Source organism: Desulfovibrio sp. 7SRBS1 (assembly GCF_049723905.1).
In the GTDB taxonomy this organism is placed as follows: domain Bacteria; phylum Desulfobacterota; class Desulfovibrionia; order Desulfovibrionales; family Desulfovibrionaceae.
In genome coordinates this window covers 2267862-2294614 of the sequence record NZ_JBJKFD010000001.1, presented here as the reverse complement: position 1 = coordinate 2294614, position 26753 = coordinate 2267862, and the positions used below count along the sequence as shown (strand labels likewise).

General features: G+C 54.1%; 10 protein-coding genes, 3 tRNA genes, 6 rRNA genes and 1 pseudogene. 15 read left to right on the top strand and 5 right to left on the bottom strand.

What is annotated here, in order from left to right:
• Positions 1 to 483: 483 nt before the first annotated feature.
• Entirely contained in the window at positions 484 to 1923 is a 1440-nt protein-coding gene (locus ACI0FJ_RS10460; protein ID WP_424302828.1) for a sigma-54-dependent transcriptional regulator, read from the bottom strand.
• A gap of 374 nt (positions 1924 to 2297) precedes the next feature.
• Positions 2298 to 2855, bottom strand: coding sequence for an HD domain-containing protein (locus ACI0FJ_RS10455; protein ID WP_424302826.1), 558 nt, complete (start codon positions 2853 to 2855; stop codon positions 2298 to 2300).
• 727 nt (positions 2856 to 3582) lie between these two features.
• On the opposite strand from ACI0FJ_RS10455, the gene ACI0FJ_RS10450 reads away from it, so the two are divergent.
• From ACI0FJ_RS10450 to ACI0FJ_RS10425, 6 genes are all read left to right on the top strand, one after another.
• A complete protein-coding gene (locus tag ACI0FJ_RS10450; protein WP_424302823.1) occupies positions 3583 to 3951 on the top strand; it encodes an FmdB family zinc ribbon protein in 369 nt (122 codons plus the stop codon).
• Positions 3952 to 4051: 100 nt separating this feature from the next.
• A complete protein-coding gene (gene purB / locus ACI0FJ_RS10445; RefSeq protein WP_424302821.1) occupies positions 4052 to 5353 on the top strand; it encodes an adenylosuccinate lyase in 1302 nt (433 codons plus the stop codon).
• Positions 5354 to 5628: 275 nt separating this feature from the next.
• Positions 5629 to 6876 carry a L,D-transpeptidase Cds6 family protein gene (locus tag ACI0FJ_RS10440; RefSeq protein ID WP_424302818.1) on the top strand — a complete coding sequence of 416 codons (1248 nt, stop codon included), beginning with the start codon at positions 5629 to 5631 and terminating at the stop codon, positions 6874 to 6876.
• Positions 6873 to 7580, top strand: a complete 708-nt coding sequence (locus ACI0FJ_RS10435) for a hypothetical protein (RefSeq protein WP_424302816.1) — start codon at positions 6873 to 6875, stop codon at positions 7578 to 7580. The genes ACI0FJ_RS10440 and ACI0FJ_RS10435 overlap by 4 nt, the downstream gene beginning before the upstream one ends.
• On the top strand, positions 7546 to 9312 hold the full coding sequence (locus ACI0FJ_RS10430; RefSeq protein WP_424302813.1) for a M14/M99 family metallopeptidase: 1767 nt from the start codon (positions 7546 to 7548) through the stop codon (positions 9310 to 9312). The genes ACI0FJ_RS10435 and ACI0FJ_RS10430 overlap by 35 nt, the downstream gene beginning before the upstream one ends.
• A 70-nt stretch (positions 9313 to 9382) precedes the next feature.
• On the top strand, positions 9383 to 10174 hold the full coding sequence (locus tag ACI0FJ_RS10425) for a sugar phosphate isomerase/epimerase family protein (RefSeq protein WP_424302811.1): 792 nt from the start codon (positions 9383 to 9385) through the stop codon (positions 10172 to 10174).
• A 445-nt stretch (positions 10175 to 10619) separates the two neighbouring features.
• Here the strand turns inward: ACI0FJ_RS10425 and ACI0FJ_RS10420 are convergent, their stop codons facing one another.
• Positions 10620 to 11186: a DNA-3-methyladenine glycosylase I gene (locus tag ACI0FJ_RS10420; RefSeq protein ID WP_424302808.1), complete on the bottom strand. Its 567-nt coding sequence runs from the start codon at positions 11184 to 11186 to the stop codon at positions 10620 to 10622.
• Positions 11187 to 11867: 681 nt separating this feature from the next.
• Between ACI0FJ_RS10420 and ACI0FJ_RS10415 the strand changes: the two genes are divergently transcribed.
• The 9 genes from ACI0FJ_RS10415 to rrf (ACI0FJ_RS10375) all read left to right on the top strand — a co-directional run bounded on the left by ACI0FJ_RS10415 (position 11868) and on the right by rrf (ACI0FJ_RS10375) (position 23399).
• Positions 11868 to 13418: ribosomal RNA gene (locus ACI0FJ_RS10415) — 16S ribosomal RNA — on the top strand.
• A gap of 73 nt (positions 13419 to 13491) precedes the next feature.
• Positions 13492 to 13570, top strand: a tRNA-Ile gene (locus ACI0FJ_RS10410).
• Between the two features lie 15 nt (positions 13571 to 13585).
• Positions 13586 to 13661, top strand: a tRNA-Ala gene (locus ACI0FJ_RS10405).
• A 73-nt stretch (positions 13662 to 13734) separates the two neighbouring features.
• Positions 13735 to 16664, top strand: a 23S ribosomal RNA gene (locus ACI0FJ_RS10400).
• A 187-nt stretch (positions 16665 to 16851) separates the two neighbouring features.
• Positions 16852 to 16966 (top strand): 5S ribosomal RNA (gene rrf, locus ACI0FJ_RS10395).
• 1334 nt (positions 16967 to 18300) lie between these two features.
• Positions 18301 to 19851: ribosomal RNA gene (locus tag ACI0FJ_RS10390) — 16S ribosomal RNA — on the top strand.
• Positions 19852 to 19924: 73 nt separating this feature from the next.
• Positions 19925 to 20003: transfer RNA gene (locus tag ACI0FJ_RS10385), tRNA-Ile, on the top strand.
• A gap of 163 nt (positions 20004 to 20166) precedes the next feature.
• Positions 20167 to 23097 (top strand): 23S ribosomal RNA (locus ACI0FJ_RS10380).
• Positions 23098 to 23284: 187 nt separating this feature from the next.
• A 5S ribosomal RNA gene (gene rrf, locus ACI0FJ_RS10375) occupies positions 23285 to 23399 on the top strand.
• Together the 16S, 23S and 5S rRNA genes with 3 tRNA genes alongside form the textbook arrangement of a ribosomal RNA operon.
• 865 nt (positions 23400 to 24264) lie before the next feature.
• On the opposite strand, the pseudogene ACI0FJ_RS10370 reads toward rrf (ACI0FJ_RS10375), so the two are convergent.
• Both ACI0FJ_RS10370 and ACI0FJ_RS10365 read right to left on the bottom strand, forming a co-directional pair.
• A pseudogene (locus ACI0FJ_RS10370) lies at positions 24265 to 25479 on the bottom strand (IS5 family transposase); the annotation flags it as partial.
• Positions 25480 to 26041: 562 nt separating this feature from the next.
• Positions 26042 to 26356, bottom strand: a complete 315-nt coding sequence (locus tag ACI0FJ_RS10365) for an NIPSNAP family protein (RefSeq protein WP_424302805.1) — start codon at positions 26354 to 26356, stop codon at positions 26042 to 26044.
• Between the last annotated feature and the right edge of the window lie 397 nt (positions 26357 to 26753).

Genomic DNA, 26753 nt, shown 5'->3' with positions numbered 1-26753 from the left:
TGTCAAACGCCCGGATGGGTTGAGTCCGGGGCGTGGAGATATCTCTCCGGCGGGTGACAGGACGTAAAGGCGTTCATTACGTTCCCTGATCTGTGGCGGACAATGGACAGTTGGCGCATCAAGGACTTTCACGCATGGGCAAGCCTTGAAGTCGGGACCAAGGGGAGGTAGTTCCCTGGTACAACGAAATATTACGCTCAACGATCCTGCCACCCGACCGGTAGTAAGCAATTTGATTTAACTTTCCAAAGAACATCGCCCGTGGGCGAGATGTCTTGACTTAATACAAGAGGCGTGCCAGTTTCGTTTTTATCTTTTAAGAGCCTGATATTCCAGAGTTTGTTTATTTTCCGTTCTAAGAAGGGGAATTGAGATAGCGTTGCATTTTGCACCGCAGCCTGCGCTGAGTTCTGGCGGGACCCTTGGTATACGGGGGATAAAGAGGTATTGGTGCAGTTTGCAACGATGTTGCGATTTGCACCGCTAATTTTTGTCTGCCTTCAGCTTGCGCCACAAAGACGAGCGATTTATGCCCAAAATTCTTGCTGCTTCTGTTTTATTTCCATTTACGGATTCCAACACGCGCGAAATATAGCGCTGCTCCATGGCGGCCAGGGTGAGCATTTTTTCGTCTTCCTTCATCATGCCTCGGGCCGAAGCCATCATCCTGGTGGGTAAGTGGCGCGGAAGAATCTGGGGGCCGTCGCACAGCGCCGTGGCCCGCTCCATCACGTTTTCCAGCTCGCGGACGTTGCCGGGAAAAGGGTAAGACATGATCATGCGCATGGTCTTTTCCGAGAGCCGCTCAACGGATTTTCCGAACTGGGCGTTGAACTTGTCCAGAAAATGGCGGCAGAACAGGGGGATGTCGTCGCGCCGGTCACGCAGGGGAGGGATGCGCAAAATGAAGATATTGAGCCGGTAGTACAGGTCTTCACGGAAAATGCCGCTTTCCACATCGTCCAGCAGGCTGCGGTTGGTAGCCCCGATAACCCGTACGTTGACCGGGATTTCCTCGGTTCCGCCCACGCGCATGATGGTCTTTTCCTGAAGAACGCGCAAAAGCTGGCGCTGCATGACCGGCGGCGTGTCGCCGATTTCGTCCAGCAGAATGGTGCCGCCGTCCGCGGCTTCGAAGAGCCCCTTCTTGACTGCGCCTGCGCCGGTGAACGCGCCTTTTTCGTGGCCGAACAATTCGTTGCTCAAAAGTTCGCTGGTCAGCGCGCCGCAGTTGACGGCCAGAAATTTCTTGTCCGCCCGGTGGCTCATTTCGTGAATCGCCCGTGATACCAGTTCTTTACCGGTCCCGGTTTCCCCACGAACAAGCACGGTCCCGTCCATGGTCGCCACCCGGGTGATGGTCTTTTTCAGCTCCTGCATGGCCGGGCTTTCGCCGATAATCTTGGGGCCGCGCACCGAACGCAGAATTTCCCGCAGCTCCGCCACTTCAATGGTGATGAGCCTTTTTTCCAGGGCCTTTTGCACGATAAAGGCGATCTTTTCCGGCGGCGTCAGGGAGGAAACATAGTGGAAAGCGCCTTCGCGCACGGCCTCCACGGCACCGTCCACAGAAGGATAGGACGCGGCGATGATGACTTCGGCCGTGGGGCGGTGGTGTTTGACCTGGCGCAGCAGTTCAAGGGCGTCGTATTCGCCGCTGCCCACGTAGGCCACATCATACTTTACCCGCTCCAGGGCGTTGAAAAAGTCCAGGGCGCGGGGGGTGGTGGTTACCTCGTGCTTGTCGCGGCGCAGGTGGTCCGCCAGTTCGTTCAGGCGGGCGCGGTCTTCGTCGAATATAAGAATGGAACCTTGCATGCGGTTGTAAATACAAGGCTTGCGCGCAGAAGTGAAGTGCCATCCCTTCAGGTTGTCCTGTGCCGTGTCCGCTCCATTCGCTTGATTGAAAAACAAGCAGTACACACGACACGCTCCACGGCGGGCATAGCCCGCCATGCGCGAGACGGGGGGATTGGGAGCGGCGTGGGCGAACCTGAAACCGCATTTTTCGGGGCGCGTTTCTTCATAAAAAAGAAACGTATTTTGTGGGGAGCACATGGAAACAGCACCATAGCGTCGTTGCTTCGAAAAAAAATAAACCCGAGACGCATTGCTCAATGCGTCTCGGGCTGTTCTTATCTTGCATTCCGGCAGATGTTTGGGACTCTCGGACCTTTTCAGGCAACCTGCCGGATTGGACGATGCGAGTAACCGAAGGAAAAAATAGTGTTGTGGCGTCTGCCGCATGCACCATTGCCCGGCACGGCTTTCTCCTGCTTGGCTTTCTTCAGGGCAGCCTATTTCGCCAGGCCTACTTCCGGTGCCACTTCCGTCATGCGGTCTATGGCTATTTGCAGAAAATCTCCCAGTTCCAGCCCCAGCTTGTCACACTCCTGAATGATTTTCCGGTTCACGTTGCGGGCAAAGGCCTTGTCCTTCATTTTCTTTTTCAGGCTCTTGGGCTTCATGCCGGACATGCCATCGGGCCGTACCAGAGCATTGGCAGCCACCAGCCCGGTGACGGTTTCGCCGCAGCGCAGGGCGTAATCAAAGGAATTCTCCGGGGTTACGCCGTTCATTTCGTTGTGTGCCTGGATGGCGTGGATGGCGTCTTCGGGCAGTTGTCCCGCCAGCTGTTCGGCTGCGTCCAGCCCATGGCGTTCGGGCGCGGATTTGGTCTTGGGAAAATCAAGGTCGTGCAGCAGCCCGGTGATGCCCCACAGCTCGGAGTCCTCTCCGAGGTGAGCGGCCAGGCCGCGCATGACCGCTTCGGTCTGCAGGCTATGGTTGCGCAGGGATTCGTCATGCCCCATTGCATTTTGCAACAGTTCCAAGGCTTGTTCACGTGTGAGCATCTTTTTTACTCCTGATAATTTATTTTATACTTCTCTTGTAGTTGCAGCGATGTACCATGTAAATAGACAGACCAGCCACGCTTTGAGGGAACAGCCGGAAAAAGGGGATTCCAGGCTTGACCACTGGCGATTGTTTGGGTAATGATGCCAGGCTTCACGAAAGCTTACCAAATCCGTTATGAGGAGTAGATATGGCCAGGCACAAAAAAATCGAACGTAAAAAGGAATTGGCTCGCAAGCGTAAACGCAGGAAGGAAAACCTGAAGCAGCGCATTCGCGAGGCCAAGGCAGCAGCCAAAGCCTAAGTGCCCCACGCCCCTTTGGGCGAGGCGGTTGCGATACGTGGTTGCCGGAAGTGGGCGCAGGCTGGGTGGATTATTGCCCGAATGCGTTCACTCGGCGCAAAAGGCCGGGACACGGAGACCAATGGTTTTCGAACGTGCTTCCGGACATGCCGGTAGGGGCGCTTTTCCGCACGGCGAACCCGTGTGGAGTGTAGTGGTTCCAACATGAGAAGGGCGGACGGATTCAGCCCGTCCGACTGTGTTTTTCCTCCCGACTCTTCCGGTTCGTCCGGCAGGCGTGGCATCCAGCTGAATTCTAATTTCAGCGGATTGAATGTCAGCTCTTGACCTTCACGAACGCATGACTACTTTTTGGCTGTCCGCCCCGGCGGGCGGTCTTTTTTGCGTTCACCGGCTTTTTCGTTCTAGGAGGTTTTCAAGGTATGCCGATTTACGAATATAGATGCCAGGACTGTGAACAGATTTTCGAGGAATGGCAGAGCAATTTTGAGGAAAAGGAGCTGCCCTGTCCCATCTGCGGCGGCACGTCCAAACGGCTTATTTCCAATACGTCGTTCGTGCTCAAGGGATCGGGCTGGTATGTAACGGACTACGCGGGCAAAAACGCCTCCACGTCCAGCACCAACAACGGGCACGGCAACGGTTCGTCCTCGTCCGAATCCTCGTCTGACTCATCTTCCGGCTCTTCGGCTGGCTCTTCGGCTGGCTCTTCGGCCGATGCAGCGTCGGCAGGAAGTCAGAAATCGTCGGGAGAATCTTCCGGCGCGACATCGACAAGCGCGTCATCCTGATGCAGAATAAGGCAGCCAAGGCTGCCTTTTTTGTTCGCGGCCCAGCGCACCGTTCGGGAGGGGCTTCCTCTTCCCGCAAACACCCAACCCCCGCAATACCATGATAGACAGATATTCCCGGCCCGAAATGGCCGCATTGTGGACCCTGGAAAACAAATTCAGGGTCTGGCTCGAAGTGGAACTGGCCGTGTGCGAAGCTTGGCACAAGCTGGACGTCATCCCGACGGAAGCCATGGAAACCATCCGTTCCAAGGCCGACTTCGAACTCGACCGCATCCTTGAAATAGAGGAAAAAACCCGGCACGACGTCATCGCCTTTTTGACCGCAGTGGAAGAAAAGGTCGGCCCCGATTCCCGCTTCATCCATCTGGGCTGCACCTCCTCGGATATCGTGGACACGGCCAACGGCGTACTGCTCACCCGGGCCGGACGCATGGTAATGAAGGCTTTGGACAAGCTGCTGGAAACCCTTTCCAAGCTGGCGCACGACCACAAGGGCCGCCTGTGCATGGGCCGTACCCACGGCATCCACGCCGAGCCCACCAGCTTCGGCCTCAAGATGGCCGGTTTCTATGCCGAATTTCTGCGCCACAAAAAGCGCTTTGAAGAAGCCCTGGAAGGCATCCGCGTCGGCAAAATTTCCGGTGCCGTGGGAACCTACGCCCACCTTTCCCCGGAAATGGAAAAGATCGCCTGCGACGTGCTCGGCCTGAAGGTGGATGAAATTTCCACCCAGATCATCCAGCGCGACCGCCATGCCCATTTCTTTACCTCCCTGGCCCTTATCGGCGGCGGGGTGGAACGGCTGTGCGTGGAACTGCGCCATTTGCAGCGCACCGAAGTGCTGGAAGTGGAAGAGGGCTTTGCCAAGGGGCAGAAGGGTTCCTCGGCCATGCCGCACAAAAAGAATCCCATTTCCGCAGAAAACATGACCGGACTTTCCCGCCTGCTGCGCACCAATGCCATGGCCTCCATGGAAAACATGGCCCTGTGGCACGAGCGCGACATCAGCCATTCCTCTGTGGAACGGGTCATCATGCCGGACTCCACCATTCTGGCCGACTACATCCTGAACCGCCTGTCCAACCTGCTGTCCAACCTCCGGGTCATCCCCGAGAACATGGACCGCAACCTGTACGGGTCCTACGGCCTTTTCTACTCGCAGCGTGTTCTGCTCAATCTCATCGAGAGCAGCGGACTGGAACGTCAGAAGGCCTACGAGACGGTCCAGCGCGTTGCCATGAAATGCTGGGAGGAAAAAACGCCGTTCGAGGATCTTATTCGGGCCGATCCGGTTATTTCCAAGGCCCTTACGAGCGAACAGCTTGATTCGATCTTTAATCCCGAATACTATCTGCGCCACGAAGACATGATCTTCAAACGCGTTTTTGATGAAAAGTAGGGAATCGGCGTAAACGTCCGGTCCATCTTTCGGGGGAATCCGGCAGGAACTCCTGCCGGGACAGAAAGACGGAAGGGTTGGGCCGTGCCCGGCATAAGCCTGCGCTTTGCAAGGGCTGTGGTGCATTCCGGACCACGCTGGTTTGTTGAGGTGGGGACAAAAGAATTGTAAGGGCCCGAGCGGGCACAGTGCGCCCTAGGCGCCGTACGGCGTGGGCGGAGGGGTATGGTTACAGCGCGCTGATGAATAGACTACTCACTATCCTGGTACTACTCATGTGTTTCGCCACCCCCGGCATGGCCGAGGGGTGGCGGGCGCATTTAATTGATCATCCTACGAATCCTTCCTATTTTTGGGCCATCGACAAGCAGGACCAGACATTTTACGTGCTGGGTCGCAAAAGTCCGTTGTCCCTTATCGAGGAAAAGCCGTGCACAACAGGCAGGTCCGAGGGCGATAAGGTCTTTGAAGGTGACTTCAAAACGCCCGAAGGCGTGTATTTCGTCACTGGGAAGCGTACCAGCAATCTCGATTACGAACTCTACGGCGATCTCGCCTTTCCTCTCAACTATCCCAACCCGGTGGATCGGTTGCAGGGCAAGACCGGAAGCGGCATCTGGGTGCACGGACGCGGACGCGTCTTCAGCCCGCGCGAAACCCGCGGCTGCGTGGCCCTGAGCCAGAACGACATCCACTCCCTGGAATCCCAGGCCAAACGGGGCACGCCCGTGATCATTGCCCGGGATGTCGATTGGGTCTCCGATTCCTCCACAGCCGGCAATTCCACGGTCATGGAAAGACAGGCCCTGGTGCTCAAGCGGCTGCACGGCTGGGCCGAGGCCTGGAGCAGCCGGAGCCAAGACTTTTTTTCCTATTACGATCCGGGCAAGTTCAGCCGGGCGCAGCGGTTGTCGTTCAAAGGCTTTCGCCGCCACAAGGAAGGCATCTTTCAAAAGACGCCCTGGATCGATCTGTTCGTAACCGACGTTCATTTGCTTCCCGGACCCGATTATTGGGTGACCTGGTTCGGGCAATACTATCGCACCCCCTCTTTTACCTCGGCCATTACCAAGCGGCTGTATTGGCAGCGCGACAAGGACGGAAAGTTTGTCATCGTCGGCGTGGAAACCGCTGCCCCGCCCCGGGACCTCAAGGAAAAATACCTGGAAGACGCCGATCTCCGCATGCGTAAATTTGTGGAGGCTTGGCGCCGCGCCTGGGAAGCGGGTGACCTTGTGAAATACGCAGGGTTTTACGATGCCGATGCCGGGCAGGACGGACGCCGGGGAATCGAGCAGATTACCGGACAAAAGCGGAAGATATGGGCAGATAACCCGCCCAAATTCGTCCATTTCAGCGATATGCAGGTAAGCGAAAATCCTAAAGGTCTTGAACTGAGGCTGGTTCAGGACTATGCGTCACAGAACGGATACGAAGATAAAGGTATAAAACATCTCGTTGTCCGCCCCGATGGCGATAACTGGAAAATAATCTCGGAAACCTGGACCGGCAGCACCCTATGAAACATACCAAGTACAGCGTTCTCCTCATGCGGGACGACAGCAATGTCCGCAGATTCCGCGTCAGTCCTTTTTGGCTCAAACTCGGCGTGTATGCTCTGGTTTGCATTGTCGTGCTTGCCGCCGCAGGCATTGTGGGAGGGTATACCTTCTGGCACAAGAACCAGGCGCTTTCCCAAAGCCGTAAAACTTTGGAACGCCGTCTGGTGGAAATGCAGGTGCGCCTGGAACGCCTGGAAAATGTTGAAAAACTCATGGAACGGACCGACCCCGAGGAGCTGACCGCACTGGCTGGCAGCGTGGGCCGCAAGCCCGGACCCGTCGTGCCGCCGCCGGATATCAACCTGTCCACCCTGTTCGTCCAGGCCGACAGCCACCTCTGCAGGGTGGAAAATCTGCAGGTGCAGTTCGTCAACCATTCCATGCGTACCAGCTTTGACGTCAACAACCTGCAACAGGATAACAAGGTACTGGTTGGTGATGTCTCCTTTGCCCTGGTCACCAACGGGGGCAAGGTGCTCAAGGTCGAAGCCCGATCCAAAGATCTCAATTTTTCAATCCAGCGCTTCAAGAGGATAATCAGCAAGTTCAGTTTGCCGAAAAATGTGGCCAGGGATGATATTTTCGCCCTTCAAGTTAAAATTGTCTCCCCGAAAGGAGAAATGATCTTCAGTGATACGTTCCCGCTTTATCGGATTATTGCTTAGTTTGTGCCTGCTTCTTCCGGCTGTGTTCGGAGGGGCGGGGCTGGCATATGGTGATTCGTTCACCTTTTTCCAGGGAACGCAGTATCCCCTGACGGTGCATTGGCTCAAAGGCGACCAGCCCGGTCCCACTGTTCTGGTGCAGGGGGGCATACAGGGAGACGAGGTCGCCGGTTTTCTCACGGCACAGCTCATTTCCCACTGCAAGGTGCGCAAGGGCAATCTCATCGTGGTGCCCCGCGCCAACGTCCCGACGGTTCAGCAGCATACCCGGCAGGTCAATGTCGACCTCAACCGCCGGTTCGACAAAGACTACAACGATTATTACGAAGATCGGCTGGCCCGCGTCATCCGCTACCTTCTGGCGCCGTGCGATGCCTTTATCCATTTGCACGAAGGCTCGGGCTTTTACCACCCCACCTATGTGGACTCGCTGCGCAACCCCAAGCGCTACGGACAGTCCGTCATCATCGATACCAAAACCTACAAGGGCCGCGTTTTTCTGGAGCAGTTCGCCAACAAGGTGCTGGACCAGCTCAACCCCACCGTTGTTCCGGCCAGCTATCGGTTCCGCCTGTTCAACACCGAGACGTTCGCTTCCAATTCCCACTATTCCGAGCAACGCAAGTCCCTTACCTACTACGCGCTCAACCACCATTGCATTCCGGCCCTGGCAATCGAAGTCAGCAAGGATATCATTCAGGTGGACTGGAAGGTGCGGCAGCAGCTCAAAGCTGTGCAGCTTTTTCTCAAAACGTTCGGGGTCATCGTTGACCTGCCCGAAGTAAGCGATAAGACCATTCGCAACTATATGGGGCCCGAGCCGTTAATCCTGGTCAATGGCAAGGAAATAAACTCCAAGGTCAAGCAGCTGTCCCTGGACGCCCTGGCTCCCATACGGGTCAGCGCGCAGAAGCCTCCTTCGATTTTTTCACCGGTCCCCAGTGTGACCGCTGCCGACAGCTCTTCCATGGATTTGATCAATGCCCCGCGCATGGCACTGACGCCGTTCAAATACCTGCAGGTCCGGGTGGACGGCAAAAGGATGACGAGAATTCCCATCGTCTGGAAAGGCTCGTGGACCGCAACGGCCAAGTCGGACAAGCCGCTTTTCGTCTGTTGGCTCAACGATTCGCTGCTGTTTGTTCCGGCTGGAGGAGTGTTGGAAACGGTTGAAGGCGATCAATTGCGTCTGGATGGCATATGGGGCCAGACTTCCGAGGAAATCATCAATATCAAAGGGCTTGTCACCAGTGCCGGACGTAATGACGGCCAGGATGCCGGTTGCGAGGTGGTGCTCGATTCCGGAATGTTCATCAGACGCTATCTGGACAGCCCGAAAAACGGTCCCGGCGTCGTCTGCCGCGTGGTACGCGAAACCAAGGGGCAGACCAGAAGCGACTTTCATATTGCCATCCGTCCCCGTACGGTAAAGGCCTTCAAATTGCTGACCGATTCGGGGCATTCCATTTTCGTGCCTTTTAAAAACGGCCATTCCCACAACATGACGCCGGGACGGTACGTTCTGGATACCTGTTGGAGCAACGGCACGATAGACAAGGTCTTGGTTCTGCTTGACGGCAAGCCCCTTTCATGGGGTGCTTCCTTTACCATGGGCAGCAACGAGACCAGAAAACTTTCCCTTATGCAGGCCACTACCTTTCAGCCTTTGGGCTCCATGGAACTGTGCGCGTCACATCTGGCGCAAGTCAGCACACCGCCGTCTCTGTTCTGAAACGACACCGCGTCCCATACCGGGTAGCCTTCGGCAACTTTTTCAAGAATCGCAAAAAAGCGAGGGCTTTATGTTTATTAATCTTCCTCTTCGGTATGCCCGCCTCGATGAAACCCTGGTGGATACCTTTCTGTCTCATTCCATATGTCCCGAAATCGGACTCGATGCAGACAGCCTGGATCAGCTTCCAGAGCAATATCACCACGATCTTGCCCAGCGTCTGCGCGACGCCGGGTTGAAGTGTTCGGTACATCTTCCTTTTCTCGAACTGCGTCCGGCTGCCGAAGATCCGTTTATCCGCGAAGCCAGCCGCAAGCGGTTGGAGGTGGGAATGCGCATCGCCAGAATATATGACCCCGCGCATATGGTCGGCCATCCCAGTCTTCAGGACGTCTATTTTGAGAATTCTGCCGAGCTTCAGCGCAGCAACTCCTGCCAGACGTGGGGGAGCCTGCTGGATGAATGGCCCGGCCATCCGCCCCTCTTTCTGGAGAATACGCTCGAAACCGAACCCGACCTGCTGGTGGCCCTGCTTTCTGTTGTGCAGGATAAGGGAGTCGGCGTCTGCTTCGACATTGGCCATTGGAATTCTTTTGCCAATGGAAGCAAACGGAAGAATCTGGAAGAATGGATTGCCGCGTTTGCGCCATTCCGCATGCATTTGCATCTGCACGACAACAACGGCGAAAGCGACCAGCACCTGGGCATGGGGCAGGGCACGATTCCCTGGGACGAGTTCGAACAGCAGCTCGACAAGTACGACATCCACCCCACCGCAACAGGCGAGCCGCATACCCGTGATGCGTTCAAGCACAGTGCGGCCTTTTTACAGGGGCACAAGCTGGGGGCACGGATAAAGTAAGAGATTTCCCTCCGGGGGCCAGAGGCGCTGCCTCTGGACTCCGCCAGGCGGGAACGCCCGCCTGGACCAGCGATCTTTTAATGCAAACGGTCCCGATGGCTAAGCCATCGGGACCGTTTGCATTAAAAAGGGCATTTGCAGAGCAAATTGGCGGGACCTTCTCCTTAAGCTTAAAAGTTTCAGGAAAAAAGGGGGGGGAGGAAATACCCCTTTGATGTATCACCAGCGCAAGGGTTTTGCCTTTACGGGACCGGCTTCGCAGGAGCGTGGTCCTGCTTCGCCTCACGGTGCAGCGCACCGGCCATGCTTTCGCATGGCTTTGGAAAAGGGCTCCCAAGTTGAAGTTACCTGTTTCTCAAGCGCAAAAGTTTTAGGAAAAGGAGGGGGTGTGGGGGAGGAAAGAACCCTTTTCCAAAAGGGTTTTTCCTCCCCCACATGTTTTTGCTTACCCGCTCATTACTTCTTTATGTCTATAGCAGCTCACGATGTGGTCATTGACCATGCCGATGGCCTGCATGAGTGCGTAGCAGATGGTGGGGCCTACAAAGTTGAAGCCATCTTTTTTAAGTGTCTTGCTCATGGTTTGTGCTTCCGGGGTAACCGCGGGAACTTCGTCCATGGTCTTCCAGCTGTTCTGGATGGGCTGTCCGTTGGTGAACTGCCATATATATGTATTGAAGGAGCCGTGTTTTTCTTGGATGCGCAGGAAGGCCTGGGCGTTTTGCACGGCAGAGCGAATTTTGAGCTTGTTGCGGATGATGCCGGGGTTCTCCAAAAGCTGAGCAATGCGGTTCTCGTCATAGCGTGCGACCAGTTCCGGGTCGAAGTTGTCGAATGCGGCCCGGTAGCTTTCGCGCTTTTTCAGTATGGTCAGCCAGGAGAGTCCGGCCTGAGCGCTTTCAAGGAGGAGGAATTCAAAAAGGGTGCGGTCGTCATGGACGGGCATGCCCCATTCATTATCGTGGTAGGCAATTTCAAGTTCATGTTGGGCCCAAGGGCAGCGTTTGCACATTAATAAGCCTCCCAAAGATGCGGTGTGAAAAAAGATGAGAACATATGCGTTTTTGGTGTTTGTGCCGGAACTTTGCCGTGCTGTCCAGCTGGAACCCCCTGCAATATAATGGATATGCAGAGTGCACCGACCAAGGGGACCGTCCTGAACAACGCCTATTTGTATAGCAGGTTATTCCTCGAAAGGGTGAGAATCCAGTTTTTTGAAGGTATTTTTCAGAAATTCTGAAAAACCTGTTGACGGGTAGGTGTGAAACACATAGAAAGCCCCTCCGCCGCACGGGAATCGCAAGCTTCCCGGCGGGGTGTTCTCTTACAATAGAATAGATAGGGTGAATGTGTGAAAGCTGATGGCTGACACCCCGGGCCGGTATCCGGCCGCAATCGACTTTACGACCCTGACGGGTTTGACCAAAAAAGTTGAAAAAAGGGGTTGACGCACAGGGCGGAAACACATAGAAACACCCTCCGCTGCTTGGGACAGACGGCGCGAGAGCGAAGCAGAAACAAACAGCGAATTTGAAAAAAGAGATTGACACGGGAAGCGTAATTTACTACTTACACTCTCCCACTTCCGGCCTCAAGCCGGAAAGGTCTTTGACAATTAAATAGCGAGCAGGGCGCGAAATACTATCATCGTGGGTTCGTATGAACTTACGAGTTTTAGCTAGAAATACTTTCCTAATTGGAGAGTTTGATCCTGGCTCAGATTGAACGCTGGAGGCGTGCTTAACACATGCAAGTCGTGCGAGAAAAGTTCCTTCGGGAGCCTAGTAGAGCGGCGTACGGGTGAGTAACGCGTGGGCTACCTGCCCAGACGATCGGGATAACAGTTGGAAACGGCTGCTAATACCGTATACGAATCAATTTATTTTGGTTGAAAGGGTGCCTCTAAACTATGCATCCGCGTCTGGATGGGCCCGCGTCTCATTAGCTAGTTGGTAGGGTAACGGCCTACCAAGGCAACGATGAGTAGCTGGTTTGAGAGGATGACCAGCCACACTGGGACTGAAACACGGCCCAGACTCCTACGGGAGGCAGCAGTGGGGAATATTGCGCAATGGGGGAAACCCTGACGCAGCGACGCCTCGTGAGGGAAGAAGGCTTTCGGGTTGTAAACCTCTGTCAGAAGGGAAGAAATGTGTATGCGTTAATAGCGCATATGTTTGACGGTACCTTCAGAGGAAGCACCGGCTAAATCCGTGCCAGCAGCCGCGGTAATACGGATGGTGCAAGCGTTAATCGGAATCACTGGGCGTAAAGCGTGCGTAGGCTGCCTGTTAAGTCAGGTGTGAAAGCCCTCGGCTCAACCGAGGAATTGCACTTGATACTGACAGGCTTGAGTCCTGGAGAGGATGGCGGAATTCCTGGTGTAGGAGTGAAATCCGTAGATATCAGGAGGAACACCGGTGGCGAAGGCGGCCATCTGGACAGGTACTGACGCTGAGGTACGAAAGCGTGGGGAGCAAACAGGATTAGATACCCTGGTAGTCCACGCTGTAAACGATGGATGCTAGGTGTCGGGGGGATTCACCTTCGGTGCCGCAGTTAACGCATTAAGCATCCCGCCTGGGGAGTACGGTCGCAAGGCTGAAACTCAAAGGAATTGACGGGGGCCCGCACAAGCGGTGGAGTATGTGGTTTAATTCGATGCAACGCGAAGAACCTTACCTGGGTTTGACATCCTTGGAATCTCCTAGAGATAGGAGAGTGCCCTTCGGGGAACCAAGTGACAGGTGCTGCATGGCTGTCGTCAGCTCGTGCCGTGAGGTGTTGGGTTAAGTCCCGCAACGAGCGCAACCCTTATTGTCAGTTGCCATCACATAATGGTGGGCACTCTGGCGAGACTGCCCGGGTCAACCGGGAGGAAGGTGGGGACGACGTCAAGTCATCATGGCCCTTACGCCCAGGGCTACACACGTACTACAATGGGGGGTACAAAGGGCAGCTACGCCGCGAGGCCAAGCCAATCCCAAAAAGCCCCTCCCAGTCCGGATTGCAGTCTGCAACTCGACTGCATGAAGTTGGAATCGCTAGTAATCCTGGATCAGCATGCCAGGGTGAATACGTTCCCGGGCCTTGTACACACCGCCCGTCACACCACGAAAGTCGGTTCTACCCGACGTCGGTGAGCCAACCCTTTGGGGGGCAGCCGCCTACGGTAGGGCTGATGATTGGGGTGAAGTCGTAACAAGGTAGCCGTAGGGGAACCTGCGGCTGGATCACCTCCTTTAATGAGCAAATGCGCCCGCTCGCTATTTAATTGCAAGGACCTTTGTGTTCTTTGCACTGTAGAGCCGATTTAAGGGCCTATAGCTCAGTTTCGGTTAGAGCGCACGCCTGATAAGCGTGAGGTCGATGGTTCAAGTCCATCTAGGCCCACCACGGTTATCACCACATGGGGGTGTAGCTCAGCTGGGAGAGCACCTGCTTTGCACGCAGGGGGTCATCGGTTCGATTCCGTTCACCTCCACCAAGTGGTGGTGAACTTACTGGCCACGTGTCGGTAATGATCATTGATAGTAGAATAGGCGACGAAGTTGTGTCTGAAAAAAGATAGTAAGGGCAACTGGTGGATGCCTTGGCACCAAGAGGCGATGAAAGACGTAGTAGGCTGCGATAAGCCACGGTTAGGAGCCAAACATCCTTTGATCCGTGGATTTCTGAATGGGGAAACCCAGCCGGAGTTATGTCCGGTTATTCCTTGGCTGAATTCATAGGCCTTGGAAAGCTAACCCGGGGAAGTGAAACATCTCAGTACCCGGAGGAAGAGAAATCAAAAGAGATTCCCGTAGTAGCGGCGAGCGAACCGGGATTAGCCCAAACCGTATGCATCCGTGCATGCGGGGTTGTGGGACTGCCATACGCGATTCGAATAGCTAGCAAAACAAGCTGGGAAGCTTGGCCATAGAGGGTGAAAGCCCCGTATGTGAAGGCGAAAACGACGCAGGCAGCACCCGAGTAGGGCGGGGCACGTGAAACCCCGTTTGAATCTGGGGGGACCATCCTCCAAGGCTAAATACTCCTTGGTGACCGATAGTGAACCAGTACCGTGAGGGAAAGGTGAAAAGAACCCCTGTTAGGGGAGTGAAATAGAACCTGAAACCAGTTGCCTACAAGCAGTGGGAGCGGACTTGTTCCGTGACCGCGTGCCTTTTGCATAATGAGTCAGCGAGTTACTCTGTACAGCCAGGTTAAGCGTTAAGTGTAGCCGAAGCGAAAGCGAGTCTGAATAGGGCGTTAGTTGTGCGGAGTAGACCCGAAGCCGGGTGATCTATCCATGAGCAGGCTGAAGCTTGAGTAAAGTCAAGTGGAGGGCCGAACCGTTGTCAGTTGAAAATGACTCGGATGACTTGTGGATAGGGGTGAAAGGCCAATCAAACCCGGTGATAGCTGGTTCTCCCCGAAATATATTGAGGTATAGCCTCGGATTAGATTACCGGAGGTAGAGCACTGACAGGGCTAGGGGCCCCACCAGGTTACCAAACCCTATCAAACTCCGAATGCCGGTTAATTGTTGTCCGGGAGTCAGACTGCGGGTGCGAAGGTCCGTAGTCGAAAGGGAAACAGCCCAGACCGCCAGCTAAGGTTCCCAAGTGTATGCTCAGTGGGAAAGGTGGTGGGACTACTTAGACAGCCAGGAGGTTGGCTTAGAAGCAGCCATCCTTTAAAGAAAGCGTAATAGCTCACTGGTCTAGTGGTCCTGCGCCGAAAATGTAACGGAGCTAAGTATACCACCGAAGCTGCGGGATCGTCTTTTGACGATCGGTAGGGGAGCGTTCTCTACTGCGATGAAGGTGAAGGCGTAAGCCACGCTGGAGTGTAGAGAAGTGATTATGCTGACATGAGTAACGATAATGGGAGTGAGAAACTCCCACGCCGTAAGCCCAAGGTTTCCTGGGTAAAGTTAATCTGCCCAGGGTTAGTCGGCCCCTAAGGCGAGGCTGAAAAGCGTAGCTGATGGGAAACGGGTTAATATTCCCGTACCCGTGTGAATGTGCGATGGGGGGACGCGGAAAGGTAGGCCATCCGGGTGTTGGATATCCCGGTGCAAGTGTGTAGGCTGAATCTTCAGGCAAATCCGGAGATTCAAGGCCGAGACACGATGCCGTGAGCTTTTGCTCTGAAGTGGTTGAGCCTCTGCCGCCAAGAAAAGCCTCTAAGTTTAGTTCACATGGACCGTACCGCAAACCGACTCAGGTGGGCGGGGTGAGTAACCCAAGGCGTTCGAGGAAACTCTGGCTAAGGAACTCGGCAAAATGACCCCGTAAGTTCGCGATAAGGGGTGCTCTTTGATGTGATGTGTTTACTCGCTAAGCATCGAAGAGCCGCAGAGAAATGGGGGTGGCGACTGTTTACTAAAAACATAGGTCTCTGCTAAGTCGCAAGACGAAGTATAGGGACTGACGCCTGCCCGGTGCCGGAAGGTTAAGGGGTGGAGTCAGCGCAAGCGAAGCTCTAAACCGAAGCCCCGGTAAACGGCGGCCGTAACTATAACGGTCCTAAGGTAGCGAAATTCCTTGTCGGGTAAGTTCCGACCTGCACGAATGGCGTAACGATCTCCCCACTGTCTCAGCCAGAGACTCGGTGAAATTGAATTCGCGGTGAAAATGCCGTGTTCCCGCAGAAGGACGGAAAGACCCTGTGCACCTTTACTACAACTTGACGTTGTGTTTTGGGCTAGCATGTGTAGGATAGGTGGGAGGCTGTGAATCGGGCACGCCAGTGTTCGTGGAGCCACCCTTGAAATACCACCCTTGCTAGTCTAAGGCCCTAACCTTCTACTGTTATCCAGTGAAGGGACAGCGTCTGGTGGGTAGTTTGACTGGGGCGGTCGCCTCCCAAAGAGTAACGGAGGCTTGCAAAGGTTCCCTCAGGTTGATTGGAAACCAACCGTTGAGTGCAAAGGCATAAGGGAGCTTGACTGTGAGGCAGACATGCCGAGCAGGGACGAAAGTCGGTCTTAGTGATCCGGTGGTCCCGAATGGAAGGGCCATCGCTCATAGGATAAAAGGTACGCCGGGGATAACAGGCTGATCGCGCCCAAGAGTTCATATCGACGGCGCGGTTTGGCACCTCGATGTCGGCTCATCACATCCTGGGGCTGGAGCAGGTCCCAAGGGTACGGCTGTTCGCCGTTTAAAGTGGTACGCGAGCTGGGTTTAAAACGTCGTGAGACAGTTTGGTCCCTATCCTCTGTGGGCGTAGGAGAATTGAGAGGGTCTGTCCCTAGTACGAGAGGACCGGGGTGGACGAACCTCTGGTGTTCCTGTTGTCGCGCCAGCGGCACTGCAGGGTAGCTACGTTCGGAACGGATAACCGCTGAAAGCATCTAAGCGGGAAGCCAGCCTCAAGATTAGTTCTCCCTGATCATTAGATCCTAAAGAACCCAGGTAGACCACCTGGTTGATAGGCCGGATGTGTAAGCGTAGCGATACGTTCAGCTGACCGGTACTAATAGTTCGTGAGTCTTTTTTCAGATTTAAACACAACTTCGTCCCTATTTTCTATATTTCGCTCTCAGAGTTGAAATAGCTGCACACTGGCTTCGTTGCCGCAGGAAAATAGCTTGTGCGGCGTATGTAAGAATACGCCTCCGCGCATTTCCCTTCGCGCCACGCCAGGAGCACATCTCTTCAACTCTGTGCCATGAGCAATATATTTGCTCTGGCGGCCATAGAGAAGAGGCCACACCCGATCCCTTTCCGAACTCGGAAGTTAAGCTCTTCTTCGCCGATGATACTTGCGAGTAGTCGCTGGGAAAGTAGGTCGCTGCCAGGGCTCCTTTTCAAAAGGTCCATATCGAAAGATATGGACCTTTTTTATGGCCCAAGGCGGGATTTCGGCGCCCTGCGGCGTTGCGGCGTAACGTGCTGCCGAGGGCTGTAGGTCTGACTACTATCCCCCGTCATCCCGTCACGCCGCGCCTTGCAGGGCATCCGAACTTCCACCTTGGGAAGAGAAGAAAAAAATTGCCAGATCTTACGTTCTCCAGCGCCTCGGTAGAATCAAAACTTACGCTGCCGTGGGAAAAAGAGGGGCGGAAATGCCGGAGCTTCTCCTTTCTTTCCTTTCATGTCCTCCAAGGACTCCCTGCCCGTTTTCCTCAGAAAAAATGGGGTGAGACTCAAATCCCCTATCTTAAAATTGTTGTCAGCAGACGCCTGTGCAATTTTCAGCCGACAATGACCTCGTCTTCGCCACGCTTCGTGGCGCACCTGCGGCGGGCAATCTGCAATGCAGCTCATACTTCTACGGCACAATGATTCTACTTCATCTGCCTTGCCTCAAAGAGGCGGCCATGTCTCCTTGTCAGATATCTGCGGCCCTTTCGTGCCGGAAGGGGAGGGGAAGGTTCGGAAACAAGCGGGGAAACCGGGCGCGTTGACCGGGTTTCCCCACTGTTTCCGTAAAATGTGCTGAATCTGAGCTTGGCGGCTATGCGAAGGGACACCATGGCTCGTCTGCCGCCCACATCCTCTTTGCCTTTCCTACAGAACAAGAAGTTCACACCTTACTTATACTCATCACTCACGCGGGATAAATCTCCCCCTTATACATGGAATTTCCCTTTCATTATCAGCCCTTCAGCCGATCTCTGCCCCACAACACCACCTGTCTCCAAAACACAAAATCAAAACTTTCTGAAAAAAACTCACAAAACCTGTTGACGGGTAGGTGTGAAACACATAGAAAGCCCCTCCGCCGCACGGGAATCGCAAGTTTTCCGGCGGGGTGTTCTCTTACAATAGAATAGATAGGGTGAGTGTGTGGAAGCGATGAGCTGACACCCCGGGCCGGTATCCGGCCGCAATCGACTTTACGACCCTGACGGGTTCAACCAAAAAAGTTGAAAAAAGGGGTTGACGCACAGGGCGGAAACACATAGAAACACCCTCCGCTGCTTGGGGAAAACGACGCGAAAGCGTCACTCAAAAACAAGCAGCGAATTTAGAAAAAAGAGATTGACACGGGAAGCGTAATTTACTACTTACACTCTCCCACTTCCGGCCCCGAGCCGGAAAGGTCTTTGACAATTAAATAGCGAGCAGGGCGCGAAATACTATCATCGTGGGTTCGTATGAACTTACGAGTTTTAGCTAGAAATACTTTCCTAATTGGAGAGTTTGATCCTGGCTCAGATTGAACGCTGGAGGCGTGCTTAACACATGCAAGTCGTGCGAGAAAAGTTCCTTCGGGAGCCTAGTAGAGCGGCGTACGGGTGAGTAACGCGTGGGCTACCTGCCCAGACGATCGGGATAACAGTTGGAAACGGCTGCTAATACCGTATACGAATCAATTTATTTTGGTTGAAAGGGTGCCTCTAAACTATGCATCCGCGTCTGGATGGGCCCGCGTCTCATTAGCTAGTTGGTAGGGTAACGGCCTACCAAGGCAACGATGAGTAGCTGGTTTGAGAGGATGACCAGCCACACTGGGACTGAAACACGGCCCAGACTCCTACGGGAGGCAGCAGTGGGGAATATTGCGCAATGGGGGAAACCCTGACGCAGCGACGCCTCGTGAGGGAAGAAGGCTTTCGGGTTGTAAACCTCTGTCAGAAGGGAAGAAGTGCGTATGTGTTAATAGCGCATATGTTTGACGGTACCTTCAGAGGAAGCACCGGCTAAATCCGTGCCAGCAGCCGCGGTAATACGGATGGTGCAAGCGTTAATCGGAATCACTGGGCGTAAAGCGTGCGTAGGCTGCCTGTTAAGTCAGGTGTGAAAGCCCTCGGCTCAACCGAGGAATTGCACTTGATACTGACAGGCTTGAGTCCTGGAGAGGATGGCGGAATTCCTGGTGTAGGAGTGAAATCCGTAGATATCAGGAGGAACACCGGTGGCGAAGGCGGCCATCTGGACAGGTACTGACGCTGAGGTACGAAAGCGTGGGGAGCAAACAGGATTAGATACCCTGGTAGTCCACGCTGTAAACGATGGATGCTAGGTGTCGGGGGGATTCACCTTCGGTGCCGCAGTTAACGCATTAAGCATCCCGCCTGGGGAGTACGGTCGCAAGGCTGAAACTCAAAGGAATTGACGGGGGCCCGCACAAGCGGTGGAGTATGTGGTTTAATTCGATGCAACGCGAAGAACCTTACCTGGGTTTGACATCCTTGGAATCTCCTAGAGATAGGAGAGTGCCCTTCGGGGAACCAAGTGACAGGTGCTGCATGGCTGTCGTCAGCTCGTGCCGTGAGGTGTTGGGTTAAGTCCCGCAACGAGCGCAACCCTTATTGTCAGTTGCCATCACATAATGGTGGGCACTCTGGCGAGACTGCCCGGGTCAACCGGGAGGAAGGTGGGGACGACGTCAAGTCATCATGGCCCTTACGCCCAGGGCTACACACGTACTACAATGGGGGGTACAAAGGGCAGCTACGCCGCGAGGCCAAGCCAATCCCAAAAAGCCCCTCCCAGTCCGGATTGCAGTCTGCAACTCGACTGCATGAAGTTGGAATCGCTAGTAATCCTGGATCAGCATGCCAGGGTGAATACGTTCCCGGGCCTTGTACACACCGCCCGTCACACCACGAAAGTCGGTTCTACCCGACGTCGGTGAGCCAACCCTTTGGGGGGCAGCCGCCTACGGTAGGGCTGATGATTGGGGTGAAGTCGTAACAAGGTAGCCGTAGGGGAACCTGCGGCTGGATCACCTCCTTTAATGAGCAAATGCGCCCGCTCGCTATTTAATTGCAAGGACCTTTGTGTTCTTTGCACTGTAGAGCCGATTTAAGGGCCTATAGCTCAGTTTCGGTTAGAGCGCACGCCTGATAAGCGTGAGGTCGATGGTTCAAGTCCATCTAGGCCCACCACGGTTATCACCACATGGGGTGTAGCTCAGCTGGGAGAGCACCTGCTTTGCACGCAGGGGGTCATCGGTTCGATTCCGTTCACCTCCACCAAGTGGTGGTGAACTTACTGGCCACGTGTCGGTAATGATCATTGATAGTAGAATAGGCGACGAAGTTGTGTCTGAAAAAAGATAGTAAGGGCAACTGGTGGATGCCTTGGCACCAAGAGGCGATGAAAGACGTAGTAGGCTGCGATAAGCCACGGTTAGGAGCCAAACATCCTTTGATCCGTGGATTTCTGAATGGGGAAACCCAGCCGGAGTTATGTCCGGTTATTCCTTGGCTGAATTCATAGGCCTTGGAAAGCTAACCCGGGGAAGTGAAACATCTCAGTACCCGGAGGAAGAGAAATCAAAAGAGATTCCCGTAGTAGCGGCGAGCGAACCGGGATTAGCCCAAACCGTATGCATCCGTGCATGCGGGGTTGTGGGACTGCCATACGCGATTCGAATAGCTAGCAAAACAAGCTGGGAAGCTTGGCCATAGAGGGTGAAAGCCCCGTATGTGAAGGCGAAAACGACGCAGGCAGCACCCGAGTAGGGCGGGGCACGTGAAACCCCGTTTGAATCTGGGGGGACCATCCTCCAAGGCTAAATACTCCTTGGTGACCGATAGTGAACCAGTACCGTGAGGGAAAGGTGAAAAGAACCCCTGTTAGGGGAGTGAAATAGAACCTGAAACCAGTTGCCTACAAGCAGTGGGAGCGGACTTGTTCCGTGACCGCGTGCCTTTTGCATAATGAGTCAGCGAGTTACTCTGTACAGCCAGGTTAAGCGTTAAGTGTAGCCGAAGCGAAAGCGAGTCTGAATAGGGCGTTAGTTGTGCGGAGTAGACCCGAAGCCGGGTGATCTATCCATGAGCAGGCTGAAGCTTGAGTAAAGTCAAGTGGAGGGCCGAACCGTTGTCAGTTGAAAATGACTCGGATGACTTGTGGATAGGGGTGAAAGGCCAATCAAACCCGGTGATAGCTGGTTCTCCCCGAAATATATTGAGGTATAGCCTCGGATTAGATTACCGGAGGTAGAGCACTGACAGGGCTAGGGGCCCCACCAGGTTACCAAACCCTATCAAACTCCGAATGCCGGTTAATTGTTGTCCGGGAGTCAGACTGCGGGTGCGAAGGTCCGTAGTCGAAAGGGAAACAGCCCAGACCGCCAGCTAAGGTTCCCAAGTGTATGCTCAGTGGGAAAGGTGGTGGGACTACTTAGACAGCCAGGAGGTTGGCTTAGAAGCAGCCATCCTTTAAAGAAAGCGTAATAGCTCACTGGTCTAGTGGTCCTGCGCCGAAAATGTAACGGAGCTAAGTATACCACCGAAGCTGCGGGATCGTCTTTTAGACGATCGGTAGGGGAGCGTTCTCTACTGCGATGAAGGTGAAGGCGTAAGCCACGCTGGAGTGTAGAGAAGTGATTATGCTGACATGAGTAACGATAATGGGAGTGAGAAACTCCCACGCCGTAAGCCCAAGGTTTCCTGGGTAAAGTTAATCTGCCCAGGGTTAGTCGGCCCCTAAGGCGAGGCTGAAAAGCGTAGCTGATGGGAAACGGGTTAATATTCCCGTACCCGTGTGAATGTGCGATGGGGGGACGCGGAAAGGTAGGCCATCCGGGTGTTGGATATCCCGGTGCAAGTGTGTAGGCTGAATCTTCAGGCAAATCCGGAGATTCAAGGCCGAGACACGATGCCGTGAGCTTTTGCTCTGAAGTGGTTGAGCCTCTGCCGCCAAGAAAAGCCTCTAAGTTTAGTTCACATGGACCGTACCGCAAACCGACTCAGGTGGGCGGGGTGAGTAACCCAAGGCGTTCGAGGAAACTCTGGCTAAGGAACTCGGCAAAATGACCCCGTAAGTTCGCGATAAGGGGTGCTCTTTGATGTGATGTGTTTACTCGCTAAGCATCGAAGAGCCGCAGAGAAATGGGGGTGGCGACTGTTTACTAAAAACATAGGTCTCTGCTAAGTCGCAAGACGAAGTATAGGGACTGACGCCTGCCCGGTGCCGGAAGGTTAAGGGGTGGAGTCAGCGCAAGCGAAGCTCTAAACCGAAGCCCCGGTAAACGGCGGCCGTAACTATAACGGTCCTAAGGTAGCGAAATTCCTTGTCGGGTAAGTTCCGACCTGCACGAATGGCGTAACGATCTCCCCACTGTCTCAGCCAGAGACTCGGTGAAATTGAATTCGCGGTGAAAATGCCGTGTTCCCGCAGAAGGACGGAAAGACCCTGTGCACCTTTACTACAACTTGACGTTGTGTTTTGGGCTAGCATGTGTAGGATAGGTGGGAGGCTGTGAATCGGGCACGCCAGTGTTCGTGGAGCCACCCTTGAAATACCACCCTTGCTAGTCTAAGGCCCTAACCTTCTACTGTTATCCAGTGAAGGGACAGCGTCTGGTGGGTAGTTTGACTGGGGCGGTCGCCTCCCAAAGAGTAACGGAGGCTTGCAAAGGTTCCCTCAGGTTGATTGGAAACCAACCGTTGAGTGCAAAGGCATAAGGGAGCTTGACTGTGAGGCAGACATGCCGAGCAGGGACGAAAGTCGGTCTTAGTGATCCGGTGGTCCCGAATGGAAGGGCCATCGCTCATAGGATAAAAGGTACGCCGGGGATAACAGGCTGATCGCGCCCAAGAGTTCATATCGACGGCGCGGTTTGGCACCTCGATGTCGGCTCATCACATCCTGGGGCTGGAGCAGGTCCCAAGGGTACGGCTGTTCGCCGTTTAAAGTGGTACGCGAGCTGGGTTTAAAACGTCGTGAGACAGTTTGGTCCCTATCCTCTGTGGGCGTAGGAGAATTGAGAGGGTCTGTCCCTAGTACGAGAGGACCGGGGTGGACGAACCTCTGGTGTTCCTGTTGTCGCGCCAGCGGCACTGCAGGGTAGCTACGTTCGGAACGGATAACCGCTGAAAGCATCTAAGCGGGAAGCCAGCCTCAAGATTAGTTCTCCCTGATCATTAGATCCTAAAGAACCCAGGTAGACCACCTGGTTGATAGGCCGGATGTGTAAGCGTAGCGATACGTTCAGCTGACCGGTACTAATAGTTCGTGAGTCTTTTTTCAGATTTAAACACAACTTCGTCCCTATTTTCTATATTTCGCTCTCAGAGTTGAAATAGCTGCACACTGGCTTCGTTGCCGCAGGAAAATAGCTTGTGCGGCGTATGTAAGAATACGCCTCCGCGCATTTCCCTTCGCGCCACGCCAGGAGCACATCTCTTCAACTCTGTGCCATGAGCAATATATTTGCTCTGGCGGCCATAGAGAAGAGGCCACACCCGATCCCTTTCCGAACTCGGAAGTTAAGCTCTTCTTCGCCGATGATACTTGCGAGTAGTCGCTGGGAAAGTAGGTCGCTGCCAGGGCTCCTTTTCAAAAGGTCCATATCGAAAGATATGGACCTTTTTTTATGGCCCAAGGCGGGATTTCGGCGCCCTGCGGCGTTGCGGTGTAACGTGCTGCCTTTGGTTGGGCGGCAGTGCGATTTTTGCCCCTGCCTTCGTTGCAACTCACTGTTTGGGAGCGGGCTGGAGGCCAACTCCTATCCACGCCCCCAAACAGCAAGTTGCGCCTCGGCAGGAACAAAACTTACGCTGCCGCGGGAAGAAGAGAGGGGATGCTCCGAGTCGTCTTTTTCTTTGATAGGCCCTTAAAGGCTTCCTGCCCCATTTTTCATATCGCATGATCCCCTTTTTTCGATGTCAGCAAGAGGCTGAACATCAATCAGAAACAACGCCATTGTCATTCGCCACGCTTCGTGGCGTACCTGCGGCGGGCAATCTGCAATGCAGCTCATGCTCTACGGCGCAATGCCGTTACCTCACCTGCCTTGGTTCAAAGGGGCGACCAAGACTTCCTTTTAGATACCTGCGGCTCCTTCGTGCCGGAAAGGGAGGAGAAGGTTCGGAAACAAACGGGGAAACCGGGCGCGTTGACCGGGTTTCCCCACTGTTTCCGTAAAAAACAATAATCTTGATTGAGCAGACGGCCAAAGGGACACCATGACTTTCTCTGTTCGGCTGCCAGTCCCTTTTTACAATGCGTGAAAGCGCATTGGTTTTCCGTCTTCCACACGCTGCTACGTCATAGCGCGCTGCGGAGGGTTGTAGATCTAACTAGTCAGGCCTGAAAAACCCGTTTCAGCTTCTACGCCACATTTTCCGCCAGCCGTCGGCTTGAGTCTTTGCCGAGGAGCAGAAACGCCAAGAGCGCAAAAAACTCTCCGATTTTCCGCATCCACTTCCTGAAGTTGAACGCCGCTGCGGCCATAAACAAGTTAATGGCGTCGCCGACCGCGCCCTTGAGATAGCTCCGGGCCATGCGGTGATCGTGTTTGAGATGGCCGATCACCGGCTCGATAGCCGCCCGACGGCGGAAGCGGAGCCGCGCCATAAGGCGCTGGTACGGTGTGTCCTTCTTCTTCGGAGGCTTTGGGATGAGGATTTGCGTGTCACCGACCTGATTCAGGCCCCTGTAGCCTCGGTCGCAGATCGCCATGGACGGACAGACCCCGGTGACCTCCCAACACTGTTCGAGGACATCCGGCAACGTATGGCCGTCGTAGACGTTCTCGTTGAACGACATCGCGCCGACGATGATACCCGTAGTTTTTGTGACCGCGATGGACGCCTTGCGCCCGAACTCGTACTGCTTGTGCGCTTTACCCTTGGAGATGCAGAGAATATCGGGTTCGTGTAGGCTGTAGACCTTATTCTTGTCGCTTCGTTTCTGGTCCTTGACCCGCTCGTACAGGTCAAGTCGCTCCTGGTGGCGGCCCAGGGCTTCGCCCGGCAATTTGCGCCGGAGTTCACGGATCAAGGCACCAGCCATTGTCCGCATCTTCCTCGCCTTTTTGGCCATCTTCATCCGTTTCAGCCGAAGCTTGGGGAGCGTGCGCTTGAAGCTGCGGCGTAGACCGACGCCTTCGCTGTCCGCGATCTTACGGCAGCCCTCGATGACTTTGGTCAAAAGCTTCAGGTCGGTAGGAAAGGTTACGTTCTTTTCCTGGACCGTGGTATCCACCGTGATCTCTCGTTCTTTGGCGTCATCACCGTGCAGTTCCACGGAGACCTCGAAAATCAGTCGTGCCCCGTCCTCGCCAATGCGCTTGCGGAAATAGATCAAATCCGTGGGATCGCAAGGCAGCTTCCACTGGAACTCGGTCATACCGCAAAACGCCTGGTAGTAGGGATTTTGCGTCCATGCCTCCACGACCCGTTCGTCGCTCAGATTCTCCAACTGCTTGAGCAGCATCAGCCCGACCATTAGCCGGGTCGGCTTGGCTGGCCGACCTTGGTCGCTGTAGAGTCCGGCGAACTCCTCCTCGAATCGCCCCCAGGGAATTCTCCTCGCCAATTGAAGGAGCGGAGCCTTCGGATTGAGCTGGTCCAGAAGGTCTGGGTAAAGGAACGTACCCTGCGGCTGTTTTTTGGGTTTTGCCCTCATGATTCTCCCGCCATTCGCTGCATCATTTCGACCGGTTTTATACGAATTCACAACGTTCTCTGGTCGAAAATACTACATTGTACAAGGAGAATTGTTAATAAAAATCAATCCACTAGAGATATTTCAGGCCCGACTAACTACTATCCTTCGCCATCCCGTCACGCCGCGCCTTGCAGGGCATCCGACTTCCATCTTGGAAAGAAAAGAAAATTGCTCTGATCTAATGTTCTTCAGCGCCTTGGTAGAATCAAAACTTACGCTGCCTTAATGGAATACCGGGTTTCCCCACTTTTTCCGTAAAACATGCTGAATCTGAGCTTGGCGGCTATGCGAAGGGACACCATGACGCGCCAGCCGCCCACAACCTCTTTGCTTTTTCCCTCAGTGGGAAGCGGGATGGCCTAATGCAGAATTTAGGTGCCTTGCGGCGTTCCAGTTCCTTCCTGGGAACGGCTTAAAAAAAGAGGTTACATCAAATACGATGTAACCCCTTTTTTATGAACACAACTGAAACTTTTCGTAGGATTGCATTTGTTTATCAAAGTGTAGGTAACGCGCTTAACTATTTTATTGGTGAGAAGTGTGCCGCGAGCATTATTTTATTTTCCTGCTTTTCCAACATCTGCAGCGCGTTGGGTAGAAATTTGTTTTGCCAGTCGCAATCCTCATAAAGTTTTTTACGGCTAACAGATCTTTGATCCATACTTTCATACCGCCACAGATGGACGACTTGGTTTAACTCACCGATATCTGTATACCAATACCCGACGAGCTCTGCATATTTTTGAATAATGGGGAGTCCTACATCCTCAAAGAGTTTCATGTAGGTTGGAAGCATGCCGGGGTGTATTGTGTAGGTTCGCATTTCAAAATACATTTTTAACTATTCTCCAATAGGTTGGGTGGATGATTGTGTCATAGTTTATGGTTATAAGTAGCTCTTATCAACCATCTAGTTGTACGCCATTCCATGCGCAATGGTCTCCGTAATCTGACCGTGAACGCCGGAAAGCTATACCATCCGGGCGTAACCCCGTAGCTCGTTCCACCTTTGCAGACGCCAACAGCAGCGCAGACCGGAAGAGTTTTTTCAGACCTTGTTTTGCGTGAGGAACAGGGGATGCCCAGTTCATCCGTTCACAAATTTCGCTTCTGAACGGGGCGTATGTCCTTTCCTCAAGCCAGCGAATAAAATTAGGTCAGCTTCGTTGCTTTGAAACACACAAGGCCGACGCGTATTCTGGATATGCGTCGGCCTTGTGTGTTTTCTGCTT

What these genes read in the sequence shown, in the direction of transcription:
- ACI0FJ_RS10450 (WP_424302823.1), top strand. Translation starts at nt 3,583, where the DNA reads ATGCCGATTTACGAATATAGATGCCAGGACTGTGAACAGATTTTCGAG.
- ACI0FJ_RS10420 (WP_424302808.1), bottom strand. Translation starts at nt 11,186, where the DNA reads ATGTGCAAACGCTGCCCTTGGGCCCAACATGAACTTGAAATTGCCTAC.
- ACI0FJ_RS10425 (WP_424302811.1), top strand. Translation starts at nt 9,383, where the DNA reads ATGTTTATTAATCTTCCTCTTCGGTATGCCCGCCTCGATGAAACCCTG.
- ACI0FJ_RS10455 (WP_424302826.1), bottom strand. Translation starts at nt 2,855, where the DNA reads ATGCTCACACGTGAACAAGCCTTGGAACTGTTGCAAAATGCAATGGGG.
- ACI0FJ_RS10440 (WP_424302818.1), top strand. Translation starts at nt 5,629, where the DNA reads ATGTGTTTCGCCACCCCCGGCATGGCCGAGGGGTGGCGGGCGCATTTA.
- ACI0FJ_RS10365 (WP_424302805.1), bottom strand. Translation starts at nt 26,356, where the DNA reads ATGTATTTTGAAATGCGAACCTACACAATACACCCCGGCATGCTTCCA.
- purB (WP_424302821.1), top strand. Translation starts at nt 4,052, where the DNA reads ATGATAGACAGATATTCCCGGCCCGAAATGGCCGCATTGTGGACCCTG.
- ACI0FJ_RS10435 (WP_424302816.1), top strand. Translation starts at nt 6,873, where the DNA reads ATGAAACATACCAAGTACAGCGTTCTCCTCATGCGGGACGACAGCAAT.